Raw genomic sequence first — 17010 nt, forward strand, 5'->3', positions numbered from 1 at the left:
GGCGATAGTCTGTGCATGAGCGAATCACCCACCTTGCGCCGCATGCGGCACGAAACCCGCCGCCGTTCGCTGCGCATCGCGCAGATCGAGCGGCTGACCCCCAGCATGATCCGCGTCGTTGCCGGCGGCGACGATCTCGAGGGCTTCCACAGCGGCGCACCCGACGACCATGTGAAGGTCTTCGTCACCACTGCCGACGGGCAATCCGCCATGCGCGACTACACCCCGCGCCGCCACGATGCGGCGGCGGGCACGCTGACCATCGACTTCTTCGATCATGTCGGCGGCCCCGCCTCGGACTGGGCCCGCGCGGCCAAGGTTGGTGACACGCTGGAGATCGGTGGACCGCGCGGCTCGCAAGTGATCGAGGGGCCGATAGCGCACTGGCTGCTGATCGGCGACGAGACCGCCCTGCCCGCGATCGGCCGCCGCATCGAGGAACTGCCCGAAGGCGCCACGGCCACCGTGATCGGCGCCGTCCCCGAGGCAGCCGACGAGCAGGCGTTCGACAGCGCGGCGCACGTCGATGCCCGCTGGGTTCATCGCACCGATGCGACCGATCCCGCGCCGCTGCTGGCCGCAATCGCCGACCTGCAGTTGGAGCCGAACACCTTCGTGTGGATCGCCGCCGAGGCCGGCGTGGCGCGGGCGCTGCGCGACCACTTCCTTCAGGGCCACGGCCTCGACAAGGCGTGGATCAAGGCTGCCGGCTATTGGGTCGCCGGCCAGGCCGACTCCTCCGCCAAGGATCTCGAGCAGGGCTGAGCGCCTCAGCCGGGCATCGCTTCCCGCTCGCGCGCGCCGATCAGGTCGAACCCGGTCGGCGCCAGCCCGCCCCCGAAGCGATAACTCGAGGCGGTGATCGCACCGCGCATCGCGTCCTCGGAATAGATGCAAAGCCCCGGCTCGCCCTCGGCCGCGCCGACCGCGACCATCAGCGGGATCAGGTGATCCTCGCGCGGATGCGCGATGCGGGCGGAGGGCGCTTCCGACCAGCCGAGCAGCGCAGCCGTGCGCTCGGCCGGCGGCAGGTCTGTCAGCACATGGCGCAGCCAGCCGTCGAACGCTGCCGAGGGTTGCAGCGCGGTTTCGTCGAACCGGCGCAGGTTGTGATAGGTAAAGCCCGAGCCGATGATCAGCACGCCCTCATCGCGCAGGGGCGCCAGCGCGCGCCCGAAGGCGATGTGCGCAGCCGGATCGTAGTCGGCGCGCAGCGAGACGCTGAGCACGGGCACATGCGCGTCGGGCCAGATCGGCTGCAGCATTGAAAAGGTGCCGTGATCGAACCCGCGCTCCGGGTCGCGGTCCATCGCGATGCCCGCCGCGGCCGCCAGTGCGACCACGCGCTCGGCCAGTTCGGGGGCGCCGGGCGCCGGATAGCTGATGCGATAGGTATGCTCGGGGAAGCCGAAGTAATCGAACACCATCGGCGGCTGCGCGGCGGTAGACACCGTGAAGCGCGGCTCCTCCCAATGCCCGGAAACCACGAGAATCGCGCGCGGCGGCTCGGGCAATTGTGCCGGCAGCGCCTTGAGCGAGGCTTCGAGCCAGTCGAAGCTGCGGCGGAACGGGCCGTCGAGCCAAGGCCATGGACCGCCCCCGTGCGACAGGAAGAAGACCGGCTGCTGCATGTTCGACATCCTTTTGCGCCTGCGCGTACATGGTGGTGATACGCCAAGGCGCGGCGCCCGCCAGCGTGAAAAATCACGACATCCTGTCAGAAAAAACGGAACGAGCGGATGGCCTTGGCAAATGGCCAAACCGTAATGTTTTGACCACGCCGCAGGCAGGGTACCGGCTGTAGAACGGCCCTCGACGGTGAGCAGCCTCGGATCCGCAACGTGACGGTCCCCTGTTCGGCTCCGCCAGGGGCTGCCCACCGTCACCGCGCCGGACCCAAGCGACGCCCCATGACGCGCCTTCTTCCGGTGTCCTTCGTCGACACTTGCAGAACGGAAGGCAAACGCCGTGTCCCGCCCCATCTTCTTCGATCCCACCGGCCGCCGCCGTCGCACGACGCGGCGGCTTGCGTTCGTCGTGCTGGCCCTGCTCGTGGCCACCTGCGTGATCTTTGCGACCACGGTGGCGACCGTCGCGCCGGGCGAGCCGCTGGCATTCGGGCAGGAGCGCATGGCCCCCGCGCCGCTGAAGGCGCAGGTCAGCCGCCTGTCGCACCGCCTGTCGGCGCTGTTCGGCCGCCACGGCACCACGCCGGCGCGCCAGCAGGGCGCCCCCGTGACGATCGGGTTCTACCAGGCCGAGAGCGACGAGAGCGCGGGCGCGCTGCAGCGCCATGTCGGCCAGCTCGACTGGGTCGCCCCCACGCTGATGCAGATCGATCATGCGGGCCACCTCACCACGACCGACGATGCACCGATGCGCCGCATCATCGCCGGCGCGCTGCACCGTCCGCTGGTCATGCCGCTGCTGCAGAACGTGCGCGATGGGCAGTGGGACGGCACCGGCACCGCCGCCGTGCTCGCCGATCCGGCCAAGCGTACCGCGCTTGCCGCAGCGGTCGATGCCTCGCTCGATGCCTCGCACGATGCGGGCGTGATGATCGACTTCGAAAACCTGCCCACCAGCGCGATGCCGGGCCTGCGCCAGTTCGCCGCCGACCTTCACGCGCGCCTTGCCCCCAAGCATCGCCTGGTGTCGATCACCCTGCCCGTGGACGATCCCGCATGGAATCCGCGCGCGCTGGCGGCGGTGACCGACAAGATCGTGCTCATGGCCTATGACGAGCACTGGGAGGGCGGCACCGCCGGCCCCATCGCGTCCAACGGCTGGTTCGCCAGCCACGTCGCCGACCTGCTCAAGGGCGTTCCCGCCAGCAAGGTCATCGTCGCGCTCGGCAGCTATGCCTACGACTGGCACGAGGGCCATGCCGACGCACTGACGGTCGAGGAAGCCTGGCTCGCCGCGCACGACAGCGGCACCGTGCCTACCTGGGACAAGACCAGCGGCAACAGCGGCTTTGCCTATACCGACGATGCCGACGACAGCGACGGCACGCGCGCGGTGCGCCACGACGTGTGGATGCTCGATGCCGGCACCAGCTGGAACCAGATGCTCATGCTGCGCCGCATGGGGATCGGCTCGGTCGCGCTGTGGCGGCTGGGCTCGGAAGATCCTGGTTTCTGGCCCACGCTGCAGGCCTGGCACAGCGGGTCGAACACCCTGCCCGACCTGTCGCGCATCACCCAGAGCAGCAATGCCGACGTCGAGGGCAATGGCGAGATCCTGCGCGTCACCGCGACGCCCAGCGCCGGCACGCGCCAGCTCGCCACCGATCCCAGGCTCGGCCTCGTCACCGACGAACGCTACGCCACGCTGCCCACGCCTTATGTCGTGCGCCGCACCGGCGACAAGCCCAAGCTGGTCGCGCTGACCTTCGACGATGGCCCGGACCCGACCTGGACGCCGCAGATCCTCTCGGTGCTCGAGCGGTTCCACGTGCCCGGCACCTTCTTCGTGATCGGCGAAAACGGCGTCGCCAACCGGGGCCTGCTGCAGCGCATGGTCGCCGACGGCGACGAGATCGGCAACCACAGCTACACCCACCCCAACATGGCCAACAGCACCGAGACCGCGATCAAGCTGGAGCTCAACGCCACCCAGCGCCTGATCGAGGCCTATACCGGCCGCTCCACCCGCCTGTTCCGCGCCCCCTATTTCGGCGACGCCGAACCGACCACGGCGGACGAACTGGTCCCGGCGCTGATCGCGCAGCAGCAGGGCTATACCGTCGTCGGCCTCCACGCCGATCCCGGCGACTGGATGCGCCGCCCCGCCGACCAGGTCGTGCAGATGACGGTCAGCGCGGTCGATAGCGGCAATGCCGAACGCTCGGCCAACGTCATCCTGCTTCATGACGGCGGCGGCAACCGTTCGCAGACTGTCGCCGCGCTGCCCCGCATCATCCAGCAGCTGCAGGCGCAGGGTTATCGCTTCGTACCCGTCTCGACGCTGGCCGGCCTGCGCCGTGACGACGTCATGCCCCAGGTCGAGGGCTGGAACCTCGTCGCGGTCAAGCTCGACATCGGCATCTTCGCGCTGCTCGCGGCCGCGCTGTCGACGCTCAACTGGACGTTCTTCTTCGCCATCGCGCTGGGCACGCTGCGGGCGGTCGGCCTCACAGGCCTCGCGCTGTTCCCGCAGCGCCGCATCGGGCTGCCCTGGCACGGCAAGGACGAGGCCCTGCCTGCCTACAACCCGCGCGTCACCGTCATCATCCCGGCCTACAACGAGGAGCGCGTGATCGAGGCCTCGGTGCATCGCATCCTAGCCAGCACGTATCCCGAGCTGCAGGTGATCGTGGCGGACGACGGCTCGAAGGACCGCACCAGCCCGATCGTGGCCGAGGCCTTCGGCACCGATCCGCGCGTGCGCCTGATGACGCTGGTCAACGGCGGCAAGGCCAGCGCGCTCAACCGGGCGCTGGCGGCCGCGGACGGCGAGATCATCGTCGCGCTCGATGCCGATACCCAGTTCGAGCCCGAAACGATCGGCAAGCTGGTGCGCTGGTTCGAGAAGCCCGAGATCGGCGCCGTTGCCGGCAATGCCAAGGTCGGCAACCGGGTCAACCTCGTCACGCGCTGGCAAGCGGTCGAATACGTGACCGCCCAGAACATCGAGCGCCGCGCGCTGACCCGGTTCGATGCGATCATGGTCGTCCCCGGTGCCGTGGGCGCCTGGCGGCGGGCAGCGCTCGACGATGTCGGCGGCTATCCCGAGGACACCCTGGCCGAGGACCAGGACCTGACCATCGCCATCCAGCGCAAGGGCTGGAAGATCGCCTACGACGAGGACGCGGTGGCCTGGACCGAAGCCCCCGAGACCCTGCGCGCGCTCGGCAAACAGCGTTTCCGCTGGGCCTTCGGCACACTGCAGTGCCTGTGGAAGCACCGCGCGATCCTGAGCCGGCGCCGCCCCTCGGGCCTCGCCTATGTCGGCATGCCGCAGGCCTGGCTGTTCCAGATCGCCTTCGCCATCGCCTCGCCGCTGATCGACCTGGCGCTGGGCATCTCGATCGTCGGCACCATCGTGCGGGTCATGCAGCATGGCTGGGCCCAGACGCAGACCGACGTGCTGCGCATGGGCGCCTACTGGCTGGCCTTCACCACGATCGACCTCGCCTGCGGGCTGGTCGCCTTTCGCCTCGACGTGCGCGAGCGGCGCCTGCCCCCGCTGCTGCTGCTGAGCCAGCGCTTCGTCTATCGCCAGCTGATGTACGGCGTCGTGATCCGCGCCGTGGGTGCAGCGCTCGCCGGGCTGGGCATCGGCTGGGGCAAGCTGGAGCGGACCGGGCGCGTCAGCACGCCGGCCGTCGCGGCGAGCTGAGGAGCAACAAGCGGGACCCCGGGTCTTCGCCCGGGGTGACGGGGGGTTTGCATCTTACCCCCGTTTTCGTCACCCCCGGACTTGATCCGAGGTCCCGCTGTTCTTGTTGCCTGCCGAACGCGCCCCCGGCACGCGGGGATAAACGAGAAAGGCCCACGATCACTCGTGGGCCTTTCTACCTATTCTATGCTGCCAACCTGCGCTGTTCAGACCGCGGCGTCGTCCAGCACGGCGCCGCGCAGGGCGGCAATGCCGAGGCCCTTTTCCGACGAGGTCACGCTGACCTCGGGATGCGCGGCAATGTGCTTGCGCGCCACGGCCTTCGTCGCCTCCACGACCTCGGCCAGTTCCTCGGCCTTGATCTTGTCGGCCTTGGTCAGGACCACGCGATAACCGACCGCAGCCTCGTCGAGCATCTGCATCATCTCGGCATCGACCGGCTTCACGCCGTGGCGGCTGTCGACCAGCAGCAGCGTGCGCTTGAGCACCACGCGGCCGCGCAGGTAGTCGCGCACAAGCTTGCGCCATTGCTCGACCACCTTGGGCGGGGCCTTGGCAAAGCCGTAGCCGGGCATGTCGACCAGGCGGAACAGCGTGGGCTGGCCCACCTCGAAATAGTTGAGCTCCTGCGTGCGCCCCGGCGTGACCGAGGTGCGCGCGAGCGACTTGCGGCCGGTCAGCGCATTAAGCAGGGAGGACTTGCCGACGTTCGAGCGGCCGCAGAACGCGATCTCGGGAAAGTCGGGATCGGGCAGGAACTTGAGCTGAGGGGCGGACTTGAGGAACTCCACGCGGCCGGAGAAGAGCGCGCGCGCACGCTCTTCCAGGGCCATCAGGCGCAGGCCTTCCTCGTCGGGGCCGGTGACGCTCACTTCTTCTTCGGCTTCAGCGGCGTGGGCGCAGTGCGTGCGGCGACGCGGTCGATGGTCTGCTGGTCCTTGCTGGCCTGGGCCTTCAGCTGCGGGTGGCGGCTGTAGAGGTAGCGCTGCTGGCCGATCGTCAGCAGGTTCGAGGTGATCCAGTAGAGCAGCAGGCCCGAGGCGAACGGCGCCATGACGAACATCATCATCCACGGCATCAGGCCCATGACCTGCTGCTGGGCCGGGTCCATCGCCGCCGGCTGCAGCTTGAACTGCGCCCACATGGTGATGCCCAGGATGATCGCCAGCACGCCGATCGCGAGGAAGCTGGGCGGCGTGAACGGCAGGAGGCCGAACAGGTTGAGCACGTGCAGCGGATCGGGCGCGGACAAGTCCTTGATCCACAGCACGAAGGGCTGGTGACGCATCTCGATCGTCAGCACCAGCACCTTGTAGAGCGCAAAGAACACCGGGATCTGCAGGAAGATCGGCAGGCAACCGGCCAGCGGGTTCACGCGCTCTTCCTTGTAGAGCTTCATGATTTCCTGCTGGGCCTGCGCCTTGTCGTCCTTGTGACGCTCCTGGATTGCCTTCATCTTGGGCTGGAGCGCGCGCATCGCCGCCATCGAGGCGAACTGGCGCTGGGCGACCGGGAACATCATGCCGCGCACCAGCAGGGTGAGCAGGATGATGGCGAGGCCGAAGTTCTTGACCGCCTTGAACAGCGAATCGAGCAGCCAGAAGATCGGCTTCTCGAACCAGCGGAACCAGCCCCAGTCGATCGACAGCGAGAAGTTGGCGATGCCCTGCTTCTCGTAAGCCTCGAGGACGTTGTTTTCCTTGGCACCGGCGAACAGGCGCAGCGTCTGCGTCTGGGTCTGGCCAGGCGCGATCGTGGCGGCGGGCCAGATCAGGTCGGCGGCGAACAGCGTGTTGCCGAGCGAGCGGAAGTCCGCGGTCGGCTTGGCCGTGCCGGCAGCCGGCACCAGCGCCGAAAGCCAGTAGATGTCGGTGAAGCCGATCCAGTTGGCCTGGCCCGCGGGCGTGACCGAACCGGTCTTGAGCACGTCGGAATAGTTGTTCGAGAAATTGACCGTGCCGTCGAACGCGCCGATCGGGCCCGAGTGGACCTGCCAGGTATCCTGGCTCATCGTGCGGTCGGTGCGGTTGATGCGCGCGAACGGCGTGATCGAGGCCGGCGCGGCGGCGGCGTTGGTCACGCTCTGCGCCACGGTCAGCATGTAGTTTTCATCGATCGCGTAGCGGAGCACGAAGGTCTGGCCGGTGGGGTTGGTCCACTTCAGCGTGACCGGGGTGGCGGGCGTCAGCTTGCCGCCCTCGGCGGTGAACACGGTCTGGCCGTTGGGCGCGGCGACGCCGTTTTGGCCGAGCCAGCCGATCTGCGCGAAATGCTGCGCCGGGGTGCCGGCGGGCGAGAACAGGCGCACCGGCGGGCTGGCCTTGTCGATCGTTTCGCGGTGGCGGACGAGCGTGAGGTCGTCGACCACGCCGCCGACGAGGTTGATCGAGCCCTTGAGGCCCGGTGCATCGATCGGCACGCGGTTACCCGCGCCCAGCGCCTGCGCCAGGTCCTGCTTTTCCAGCGCGACGTCGCCGGGCGCCTGGAGGCCGCCTTCACGGCTTGGCTTGGCCGGGGGGCCGGCCGTGGTGGTCGCATCGCCCGCGGGCACGGCCGGGGCCGAGGCGGCCGGCTTGTGCTTGGGCTGCGGATAGAAATAGGCGATGCCGTAATCCCAGCCGATCAGCAGCAGGCCTATGAGGACCACCGCCAGGATCAGGTTGCGCTGTTTCTCCACTGTGCCTCGCGTTTCGTCTGTTCAAACTGTTGGGAAGGGTATTCGTGAGCGGTTGCCACACGGTCGCCGCGACGGGTTCCGTAATGGCGTCTGTTCAGGGCACCGGGTCATACCCGCTGCCGCCCCAGGGATGGCAGCGCAATAGCCGCAAGGCCGCAAGCCAGCTACCCTTAATCGCACCGTGCTTTTCCAGCGCCTCGATCGCGTATTGCGAGCAGGATGGGGCGTAGCGGCAGCTGGGCGGCATCATCCGCGACGGGCCGAGCTGCCAGCCGCGCGCGACGAGGATGAGCAGGCGCTTCATGGCCGGTGCCTCTAGCGACCGTGTGCCGGCTTGGGCTGGCGCTTGCCCGATCGGCCGGCGCCCGGCTTGCGCGGGGGATCGCCCTTGCCGGCGGCGGCGCGGGCCAGGGCCTGCGCCAGTTCGCTGCGCAGCAGGGCGAAATCGCGCTCGATCCCGTTTTCGCGGCCGATCAGCACGTGGTCGGCACCGGCGATGCCCTGCGCGGGCAGGCATTCGCGCAGCAGCGCCCGAAAGCGCCGCTTCATGCGATTGCGGGCGACCGCGTTGCCGATCTTCTTGGTAACGGTGACCCCGAAGCGCTGCGAGCCATCGGCGCGCGCGACGGGGTTCACCAAAAGCACGAATCCGGGCCTTGCGACCCGGATTCCGCGATTGGCGGCGAGAAAATCCGCACGCCGGGCAATCGTTTCCACGCGGGCACTGCGCCGGGGCAACGGCGGGGCCACGAAAGCCCCCGTCTCAACCGACATGATGCCCCGCAGGGACGCGATCAGGCCGAGAGCTTCTTGCGGCCACGAGCGCGACGGGCGCGCAGGACCTTGCGGCCACCGACGGTCGCCATACGGGCGCGGAAGCCGTGACGGCGGGCACGCACGAGGTTGCTGGGCTGGAAAGTGCGCTTCATGGTTCAGCTCTTCTTCTTGGTCTGTCTAGAACAGGTGTCTGGCGAATCGATGCAAAGCCACGCCGCCACAGGGGCGCCGGGCTGAAATCAGGGGTGGGCCGATAAGCGAGAGAGGCGCCTGCGTCAAGCAATTGCACGCAGGCGAGACCGTGCGGGCATAGGCCGGCGCGGGGTCCGCTTGCCCGGCAGGCGCCAATTGTCTACGCGATGGTGCCATGGTAGCCAAGGATACCGGGCCAGCCCCCCGCACAGGCCTCTTGAGTGCCCGGACGTTGAGCAGCGGCGGGCCGCGCCGTCGGTCCGCGTGGTTCACGCTCGGCCTGTTCGCGCTCCTCGCGCTGTCGCTGCTGGGCACCTTCTCGCTCATCTACGTCACGGTCGAGGCGGAACGCGACCAGCGCGATCAGGCCGCACGGACCAGTGCGGTGCTGGCCGCGCTCGACGGGATCGTGGCAGCCACGCTCAACGGCGAGACCGGGCAGCGCGGCTATTACATCACGTACGACCAGCGCTACCTCGCCCCGTTCGACAAGGGGCGCGCGGCCTACGAGGCCGAAATGCGCGCGCTGCGCCAGCGCATGGGGCCGGCAGCCGATCCCCAGCAGGCCGCGCTGGTCGACGAGATCGAGCGGCTGGGCGATGCCAAGTGGACCGAGATGGCCGGCACCGTCGAGCTGGTGCGCCGTGGCGAGGTGGTCGAGGCGCGGGTCCGCACCCTGTCCGATGAAGGCCAGTTGGCGATGGACGCGCTGCGCCAGGCCGTCGGCCGGCTGGAGCGGACCGAGCGCGCCCGGCTCGACGCCGCCACGCAAAGCGCCGCCACCGCCGAGGGCCGCGTCATGCCCTCGCTCGGACTGTTGTTCGTCATCATCATTATCACGCTCATCCTGGCGCTGTGGCAGGTGATCCGCGCCGCCCATGCCGAGGCCGCCGCCGCCAACGCCGCACTCATCGCCGAGGCGCGCGACCGCGCCGACCTCCTGGCCCGCGAGCTCAACCACCGGGTGAAGAACCTGTTCGCGGTGATCCTGGCGATCGTGAAGATGACCGCGCGCGGCGATGCCGCCGCCGCCCCCGCCGTCGATCGCATCGCCAAGCGCATCCACGCGCTCGTCACCGCGCACGATGTCACGCAAGGGCGATTCGACGGCGATGGGGAGGGCGAGGTCGACCTGGCCGATCTGGTCGCCAAGGTGATCGCCCCCTACCGCTCGGACAGCGAGCGCTGCGACATGGCCGGCGGCGCGCTGGTCGTCGCCGGGCGCCATGCCGTGCCGCTTGGCCTGGTGTTGCACGAGCTGGTGACCAACGCGGTCAAATACGGAGCGTGGTCAGCACCGGGCGGCGTTCTGGATGTGCGCTGGAGCCGCGAGGGGGATACCGTCCGCCTCGTCTGGCACGAACGGACCGCCGTACCCCTGACCATCCCCGAGGATGGCAAGCCCAAGCGCGAAGGCTTCGGCTCGGCCCTGATCCGCAGTTCGGAACGCCAGCTGGGCGGCACGATCGCCCGCCGGTTCGAGACCGACGGCATCGTGGTGGAGATTACGTTTCCCGCCCCTTGAGAGCGGGTGCGAGGCTGTGCCCCTCCGTCAGCACTTCGTGCTGCCACCTCCCCACGGTGTGGGGAGGACCAGTGTGATCCTCCCTGCGCAGCGGGGAGGGGGACCGCCCGCATAAGCGGGTGGTGGAGGGGCTACCAGACACCCCTCCCCGTCCCGTTCAGCCGACGAGCTTGGCGATCACCTTGCGCACGTCGTCCGCGAGATCGGGACGTTCGAGCGCCAGCGCGATCGTCGCCTCGACGAAGCCAGCCTTGCTGCCGCAGTCGAAGCGGCGGCCGGCGAAGGTGACGGCGTGGAACGGCTGCGTGCCGATCATCTTGGCCATCGCGTCGGTCAGCTGGATCTCGCCGCCGGCACCCTTCTCCTGGTTTTCCAGCGTGCGCATGACTTCGGGCTGCAGGATATAGCGGCCCGAGATGATCTTGTTGGAGGGCGCGTCCTCGCGCTTGGGCTTCTCGACGAGGCCGGTCACTTCGGTCAGCGAGTCCGACACGCTCGCGCCGGGCGCGATCACGCCATAGCTCGACACTTCGTCCTCGGGGACTTCGAGCACAGAAATGAGGTTGCCGCCGACCTGGTTATAGGCCTCGACCATCTGCTTCATGCAGCCGGGCGCGCCGACCATGAGTTCGTCGGGCAGGAAGATCGCGAAAGGCTCGTCGCCCACGACTTCGCGCGCGCACCATACCGCGTGGCCCAGGCCCATCGCCACCTGCTGGCGCACGGTGACGAGGTTGCCCGGCTTGATGCGGGTGTCGTCGAGCACCGAGAGGTCCTTGCCGCGGCCCTTCATCGTGTCTTCGAGTTCGTAAGCGGTGTCGAAATGCTCGACGATCGAGGTCTTGCCGCGGCCGGTCACGAAGATCAGCTGCTCGATACCCGCCTCGCGCGCCTCGTCGACGGCGTATTGGATCAGCGGACGGTCGACGATCGGCAGCATTTCCTTGGGCACCGCCTTGGTCGCGGGCAGGAAACGGGTGCCGAGGCCGGCAACGGGGAACACGGCCTTGCGGATCGGCTTGATGCCGGTTGCTTTGGTATCGCTCATGCTAAGTATCTTTCCCCTGGTCCGGTTGCAAAGCAGTTAAGCAGCGCGATTTTACATTTACAAGTTCCAGAACTGTTGCACAGGCCAATTTTGCTGCGGTGCAGCAGGCGGTAGCAGGGTGCACGCCGGCCCGGCCCTTCGACAGGCTCAGGGCGAACGGCGATTGTATGAACCACCGCCCACGTCCGTTCGTGCTGAGCCTGCCGAAGCACCATGCGCACCGCGTGCCAGCCTCAACCTTCGACAGGCTTGGGGTGAACGGGGAATGTTTGAACTCCAGCCCAATCCCGTTCGTACTGAGCTTGTCGAAGCACCACGCACAGCACCCGCCGATCATTCCCGCCCCTCTTGCTCCGGTCGGCAAACCCGCTAAACCGCCGCGATGGACAAGATCATCATTCGCGGCGGGAAGCGTCTTTCGGGTTCGGTTCCGGTTTCGGGGGCCAAGAATGCGGCCCTCACCCTATTGCCCTGTGCCTTGCTGACCGACGAGGCAGTGACGCTGCGCAACCTGCCGCGGCTGGCCGACATCGACGGTTTCCAGCACCTGATGAACCAGTTCGGCGTGTCGACCGCGATCGCCGGCGCGCGGCCCGAGGATTTCGGCCGGGTGATGACGCTGCAGGCAACGCGCCTGACCTCGACCGTCGCGCCTTATGACCTGGTGCGCAAGATGCGTGCCTCGATCCTCGTGCTCGGCCCGCTGCTCGCCCGCGCTGGCGAGGCCACGGTCTCGCTGCCCGGCGGCTGTGCCATCGGCAATCGCCCGATCGACCTGCACTTGAAGGCGCTCGAGGCCTTCGGCGCGCAGATCGAGCTGGCCGCCGGCTATGTTCGCGCGATCGCCCCCGATGGCGGCCTGCCCGGCGGGCGCTACAGCTTCCCGGTGGTCTCTGTCGGGGCGACCGAGAACGCGCTGATGGCCGCGGTCCTCGCCAAGGGCACCTCGACGCTGCACAACGCCGCGCGCGAGCCCGAGATCGTCGACCTGTGCAACCTGCTGGTCGCCATGGGCGCCGACATCGAGGGCATCGGTACGTCGGATCTCACCATCCATGGCGTGCCGCGCCTGCATGGCGCAACCTACATGGTCATGCCCGATCGCATCGAGGCCGGCTCCTACGCCTGCGCCGCGGCGATCACCGGCGGTGAAGTCACGCTGCAGGGCGCGCGCATCGAAGACATGGACACCACCGTGCAGGCACTGCGCGATGCCGGTGTCTCGGTCGAGGCGGTGCGCGGCGGCATTCACGTGGCGGCGGACGGCGACCTGCGCCCGGTGACGATCTCCACCGCGCCCTACCCCGGCTTCGCCACCGACATGCAGGCGCAGTTGATGGCGATGCTGTGCCTCGCCAAGGGCACCAGCGTCCTTACCGAGACGATCTTCGAGAACCGCTACATGCACGTGCCCGAGCTCAACCGCATGGGCGCGCGGATCGAGACCTCTGGCCGTACCGCCGTGGTCCACGGCGTCGATGCGCTGTCGGGCGCCGAAGTCATGGCGACCGACCTTCGCGCCTCGATGAGCCTGGTCATCGCCGGTCTCGCCGCCTCGGGCGAAACGCAGGTCCACCGGCTCTACCACCTCGACCGCGGCTACGAGCGGCTCGAGGAAAAGCTCGCGCTGCTCGGCGCGGACGTGGAGCGCGTCGGCAGCGAGTGATTTGGCCCCCCTTCCCCGCAGGCACCAAAGCCGCGGGGAAGGGTCTGGCCATTCCCGGTGACGGGAATCAGAAAGCGCGGAACATCACCAGACCGGCGCACAGGATCATGGCCGCAGCCACGGCCACGCCCTTGATCAGGTCGGACATCGTGAACCGATCGAGATGATCGGACCGGAAGCGGGCATAGCCGCGCCCGATCGTCTCGTTGCTGGCGATCATGCCGACGTCGAGGGCATTGGCCTCACGCTTGAAATAGGTGACGAGCATCCCGTGCTCCTGCGGGGTGACATCGGGATAGGCGGCCAGCAGCGCTTCGACGTGCGCACGGCGGGCGAGCGCATCGGCGCTCTGGGTCTGGATAGTCATCATGCAATTCCTGAAACATGCGTAGATCGCACCCTCGGGTGCGACGAGGATCACGGCATTTTCAGGCAGCAGGAGGCGCGCGCGGAGTTCCGGGCGAGAGAAGCGCAAGCGCGGAGAGCGGAGGGCCGGTGGCATGCGGCTTGGCAAGAACTTCGACCGGCGCGGCCATCGTCGGCGCGCACGCGTCGGCCTGCAAGGTCGGCAGCACCGGCACCGGGGGCAGTTCCACGCGGCAGGTGACGGTCGCCTGGGTGCGCGCGGGCGCCACCACCATTTCGACCGTATCGGCCGCGAAGGCCGAACCGCTGCGCTGGGTCAATGGCGCAGCGCCGGGCACCACCGCCGACACGGCGATGGTCAGAACCAGCATGATCGCCCAGAAGCGACCCGCCAATGCCCGGGGAAGTCGGCTCAACACCATGATGACATAGGGGCCGGGAACCCGGCGGGCAAGTTCACCGGCGCTCGAACCGCGCGATGCCGGCACCCAGGACATTGTTGCCAAGCGCGATGCGGTCGCCCGACCAGTCGGCCACGAACACCGTCGGGCGGTTCAGGCCCGGCACCAGCCGCGCGGTATTGCCGGTGATGGTCAGGCCATCGGCGCTGTGCTCGTGCCCTTCGGCGGCATTGGCGATGAAGGTGCTGTAGTTTTCCTTGTCGCGGCCCTGCTCGAACCAGTTGCCCGAGATGACGCCGCTGGCACCGATCGACAGGTCGATCATGTAGTTCGTGGTGTGGCCGCGGCTGTCGTCGAAGCTGGAATCGATCACCTCGATATGGCCGGCATGGCTCTTGACGTAATGGCCGCCCGTGCCCGCCTCGAAGCGGCTGCGGCGGATCACCACGCTGGCGTAGTCGCCGAAATAGAGCGAGTGGGCGCAGGACAGGCCGCGGTCGCAGCGACCCAGCCGCGTGAATGTCGACTGCTCGATCAGGACATGGCCGGCGGGAAAGTTGGCGGAGAGGATACCCTGCTCGCTGTCGCGAAACCATGACTGCCGCACGGTAAGATCGCCGCGTTCGAGCCGGATACCCGCCCCGTTGGCATCGAAGGCGCGCATGTTCTGGAAGATCAGGCCCTCGACGCGCATCGACTGCCCGCGCATCACCAGCGCGGCCTTCTCCTCGCAGACCTTGCCGTCAAACACGGTCTGGCCCGGCACGGCGGCAACATAGGTGACGTTGCCATGCGGCTGCACGCCGCAATCGCGCCAGGTGCCAGGCGCAATGCGGATCGTGCCGTCACCCTCGCCCAGCGAATTGATGGCATCCTGCAGCTTGTCGTATCCCTGCCCGGTTTCCACCACGGTATAAGGCGCCGCAGCGGCCGTGGGCTGCGCCAGCAGGGCACCCGCCGGTATCGCCGCCAGCATGGCGAACGCAAGGAGCATCAGGCGCTGCCGCATATGGCGGTGCCGGCTCAGGCGGGTTTCGATTTCTGTCAGCATGGCGTTTTTCCGGCTTAACCCATGTGGGTCAACCTATCGCAAAATGGTTGACTCTCTATTTAGGTTCCGCCTGGCAGCCCCGCGCAGACCTATGCACTTTCGACATGCAACGCTCAGAACTGGCGAATCACCTCGAGGAACCGGTCGCCGTAGGCGTCGCGCTTGCGCGATCCGACCCCGCTGATCGCCGCCAGATCGGCCAGCGACGCGGGCCGCGCCGCCGCCATCTCGCGCAGCACGGCATCATGGAAGACCACATAGGGCGGCACGTTGGCCTCCTGCGCGATTTCGCGGCGCAAGGCACGAAGGGCGTCGAACAGCGGATCGCCGACGGGGTTGAGCGCTGCTCCTGCGCCCCCGCGCCCACGCTTTCCGGCACTGCGTTCGCGCACCGGCGGGCGCACGATCTCGACCTTGGCCTCTCCCTTGAGGATGGCGCGCGCATCGCCGCCCAGCGCCAACCCGCCGTGGTCGGTCGGCACGAGGCTGCCCCGCGCCTGCAGCGCCCGCGCCAAAGCCTTGAGCAGCGGCGCCTGGTCCGACGGGACGATACCGAAGACCGACAGCTGGTCGTGGCCGCGCTGAGTCACGCGCTCGTCCGCGCTGCCGGTCAGCACTTTCTCGAGGTGCCCGAGGCCATAGCTCTGCCCGGTGCGATAGACCGCCGACAGCAGCTTCTGCGCCAGTTCGGTCGCATCGGTCAGCCCGGGCGGGTCGATGCAGTTGTCGCAGTTGCCGCAAGTCTGCGGCGGGTCTTCCCCGAAGTGACGCAGCAGCACGGCGCGGCGGCATGCCGGCGTCTCGACCAGCCCGGCCAGCGCATCAAGCCGCGTGCGCTCGCCCTGCCGGCGCTGTTCGTCGACTTCGGCGAGGCGCTGGCGCGCGCGGGCGAAATCGTCGGCGCCCCACAGCAGCAGCGCCACCGAGGGGTCGCCGTCACGCCCGGCGCGCCCGGTCTCCTGGTAATAGCCCTCGATCGACTTGGGCAGGCCGGCATGCGCGACAAAGCGCACATCGGGCTTGTCGATGCCCATGCCGAAGGCGACCGTCGCGACGATCACCATGTCCTCGCTAGCGACGAAGGCCGCTTGATTGGCGGCGCGGGTCTCGGCGGGCAAGCCGGCGTGATAGGGCAGTACTGGGCGGCCGCTGCCCGAAAGCTGTTCGGCCAGTTTCTCGACCTGGTTGCGCGTGGGGGCATAGACCACGCCCGGGCCGGGATTGTCGGCCATGAAGCGCGCGATCTGGCGCGCCGCGCTGTCGCGCGCGGCGATGCGGTACTGGATGTTGGGCCGGTCAAACCCGGCGACGATCAGGCCGTCTTGCGGAATGCCCAGCTGCTCGAGAATGTCGGCGCGGGTGTGCCGGTCCGCCGTCGCGGTCAGTGCGAGCCGCGGCACCTCGGGGAAGGCATCCATGAGCGGGCGCAGCAGGCGATAGTCGGGGCGGAAGTCATGCCCCCACTCGGACACGCAATGCGCTTCGTCGATCGCGAAGAGCGAGACGGGCGCCTTGCCCAGCAGTTCGCGGAAGTGGCCCTGGCTGGCGCGCTCGGGCGCCACGTAGAGCAGGTCCAGCTCGCCATTGCGGAAGCGCTCGATCGTCCATTCGCGATCGGTGTCGACACTGGTCAGCGCAGCGGCACGGATACCATTGGCGGTGGCCGAGCGCAGCTGGTCGTGCATCAGCGCGATCAGCGGCGAGACGACCACGCAGGTCCCCTCGAGCATCACCGCCGGCAGCTGGTATGTCAGCGACTTGCCCGCACCCGTTGGCATGACCGCGAGCGTCGACCGGCCTTCGAGAACGCGGCCGACGACCTGATCCTGCACCCCGCGAAAATCGGGAAAACCGAAGACCTGGGCCAGTCGCTGGCGCGCGGCATCGAGCATGGTCGGGGACGGGGCAACAGTCACGGGCGGCCTATGACAGATCGGCAGCGCGCCGACCAGACCTTGGCCGTC

Annotated in this window: 15 protein-coding genes; 4 read left to right on the forward strand and 11 right to left on the reverse strand. The window is 68.4% G+C overall.

The annotated features are described in order from the left end of the window. The first annotated feature begins 15 nt into the window (after window positions 1-15). A complete protein-coding gene (locus V7Q48_RS13795; RefSeq protein ID WP_333838843.1) occupies window positions 16-765 on the forward strand; it encodes a siderophore-interacting protein in 750 nt (249 codons plus the stop codon). A 5-nt stretch (window positions 766-770) separates the two neighbouring features. On the opposite strand, the gene V7Q48_RS13800 is transcribed toward V7Q48_RS13795, so the two are convergent. Further along, window positions 771-1631 (reverse strand): DODA-type extradiol aromatic ring-opening family dioxygenase, encoded by an 861-nt coding sequence (locus tag V7Q48_RS13800; protein ID WP_333838844.1) that lies wholly within the window; start codon window positions 1629-1631, stop codon window positions 771-773. Window positions 1632-1968: 337 nt separating this feature from the next. Here V7Q48_RS13800 and V7Q48_RS13805 point away from each other — a divergent pair, with 337 nt between their 5' ends. Next, entirely contained in the window at window positions 1969-5343 is a 3375-nt protein-coding gene (locus tag V7Q48_RS13805) for a glycosyltransferase (protein WP_333838845.1), read from the forward strand. A 206-nt stretch (window positions 5344-5549) separates the two neighbouring features. Here the strand turns inward: V7Q48_RS13805 and yihA are convergent, their stop codons facing one another. From yihA to rpmH, 5 genes are all read right to left on the reverse strand, one after another. Further along, the gene (gene yihA / locus V7Q48_RS13810) at window positions 5550-6176 is read right to left on the reverse strand and encodes a ribosome biogenesis GTP-binding protein YihA/YsxC (RefSeq protein WP_333838869.1); all 627 of its coding nucleotides are present in this window, start codon (window positions 6174-6176) and stop codon (window positions 5550-5552) included. A 35-nt stretch (window positions 6177-6211) separates the two neighbouring features. After that, on the reverse strand, window positions 6212-8020 hold the full coding sequence (gene yidC / locus V7Q48_RS13815) for a membrane protein insertase YidC (protein ID WP_333838846.1): 1809 nt from the start codon (window positions 8018-8020) through the stop codon (window positions 6212-6214). Window positions 8021-8114: 94 nt separating this feature from the next. Beyond that, the gene (yidD, locus tag V7Q48_RS13820) at window positions 8115-8324 is read right to left on the reverse strand and encodes a membrane protein insertion efficiency factor YidD (RefSeq protein ID WP_333838847.1); all 210 of its coding nucleotides are present in this window, start codon (window positions 8322-8324) and stop codon (window positions 8115-8117) included. An 11-nt stretch (window positions 8325-8335) separates the two neighbouring features. Next, window positions 8336-8794: a ribonuclease P protein component gene (rnpA, locus tag V7Q48_RS13825; RefSeq protein ID WP_442947141.1), complete on the reverse strand. Its 459-nt coding sequence runs from the start codon at window positions 8792-8794 to the stop codon at window positions 8336-8338. A 20-nt stretch (window positions 8795-8814) separates the two neighbouring features. Beyond that, entirely contained in the window at window positions 8815-8949 is a 135-nt protein-coding gene (gene rpmH / locus V7Q48_RS13830) for a 50S ribosomal protein L34 (protein ID WP_054123767.1), read from the reverse strand. 215 nt (window positions 8950-9164) lie between these two features. Here rpmH and V7Q48_RS13835 point away from each other — a divergent pair, with 215 nt between their 5' ends. Further along, the gene (locus V7Q48_RS13835) at window positions 9165-10514 is read left to right on the forward strand and encodes a sensor histidine kinase (RefSeq protein WP_333838848.1); all 1350 of its coding nucleotides are present in this window, start codon (window positions 9165-9167) and stop codon (window positions 10512-10514) included. A 157-nt stretch (window positions 10515-10671) separates the two neighbouring features. Here V7Q48_RS13835 and galU read toward each other — a convergent pair whose 3' ends face one another. Beyond that, on the reverse strand, window positions 10672-11562 hold the full coding sequence (gene galU / locus V7Q48_RS13840) for a UTP--glucose-1-phosphate uridylyltransferase GalU (protein ID WP_333838849.1): 891 nt from the start codon (window positions 11560-11562) through the stop codon (window positions 10672-10674). A 382-nt stretch (window positions 11563-11944) separates the two neighbouring features. Between galU and murA the strand changes: the two genes are divergently transcribed. Further along, window positions 11945-13228 carry a UDP-N-acetylglucosamine 1-carboxyvinyltransferase gene (murA, locus tag V7Q48_RS13845; RefSeq protein WP_333838850.1) on the forward strand — a complete coding sequence of 428 codons (1284 nt, stop codon included), beginning with the start codon at window positions 11945-11947 and terminating at the stop codon, window positions 13226-13228. Window positions 13229-13295: 67 nt separating this feature from the next. Here murA and V7Q48_RS13850 read toward each other — a convergent pair whose 3' ends face one another. From V7Q48_RS13850 to recQ, 4 genes are all read right to left on the reverse strand, one after another. Beyond that, on the reverse strand, window positions 13296-13595 hold the full coding sequence (locus V7Q48_RS13850) for a hypothetical protein (RefSeq protein WP_333838851.1): 300 nt from the start codon (window positions 13593-13595) through the stop codon (window positions 13296-13298). A gap of 61 nt (window positions 13596-13656) precedes the next feature. Continuing rightward, window positions 13657-14010 carry a hypothetical protein gene (locus tag V7Q48_RS13855; RefSeq protein ID WP_333838852.1) on the reverse strand — a complete coding sequence of 118 codons (354 nt, stop codon included), beginning with the start codon at window positions 14008-14010 and terminating at the stop codon, window positions 13657-13659. Between the two features lie 40 nt (window positions 14011-14050). Then, complete coding sequence (locus V7Q48_RS13860; RefSeq protein ID WP_442947142.1) at window positions 14051-15046, reverse strand: right-handed parallel beta-helix repeat-containing protein; 996 nt, start codon at window positions 15044-15046, stop codon at window positions 14051-14053. A 113-nt stretch (window positions 15047-15159) separates the two neighbouring features. Further along, window positions 15160-16938: a DNA helicase RecQ gene (gene recQ / locus V7Q48_RS13865; RefSeq protein ID WP_333838872.1), complete on the reverse strand. Its 1779-nt coding sequence runs from the start codon at window positions 16936-16938 to the stop codon at window positions 15160-15162. Between the last annotated feature and the right edge of the window lie 72 nt (window positions 16939-17010).

This window comes from Novosphingobium sp. (genome assembly GCF_036803765.1).
Classification (GTDB): domain Bacteria; phylum Pseudomonadota; class Alphaproteobacteria; order Sphingomonadales; family Sphingomonadaceae; genus Novosphingobium.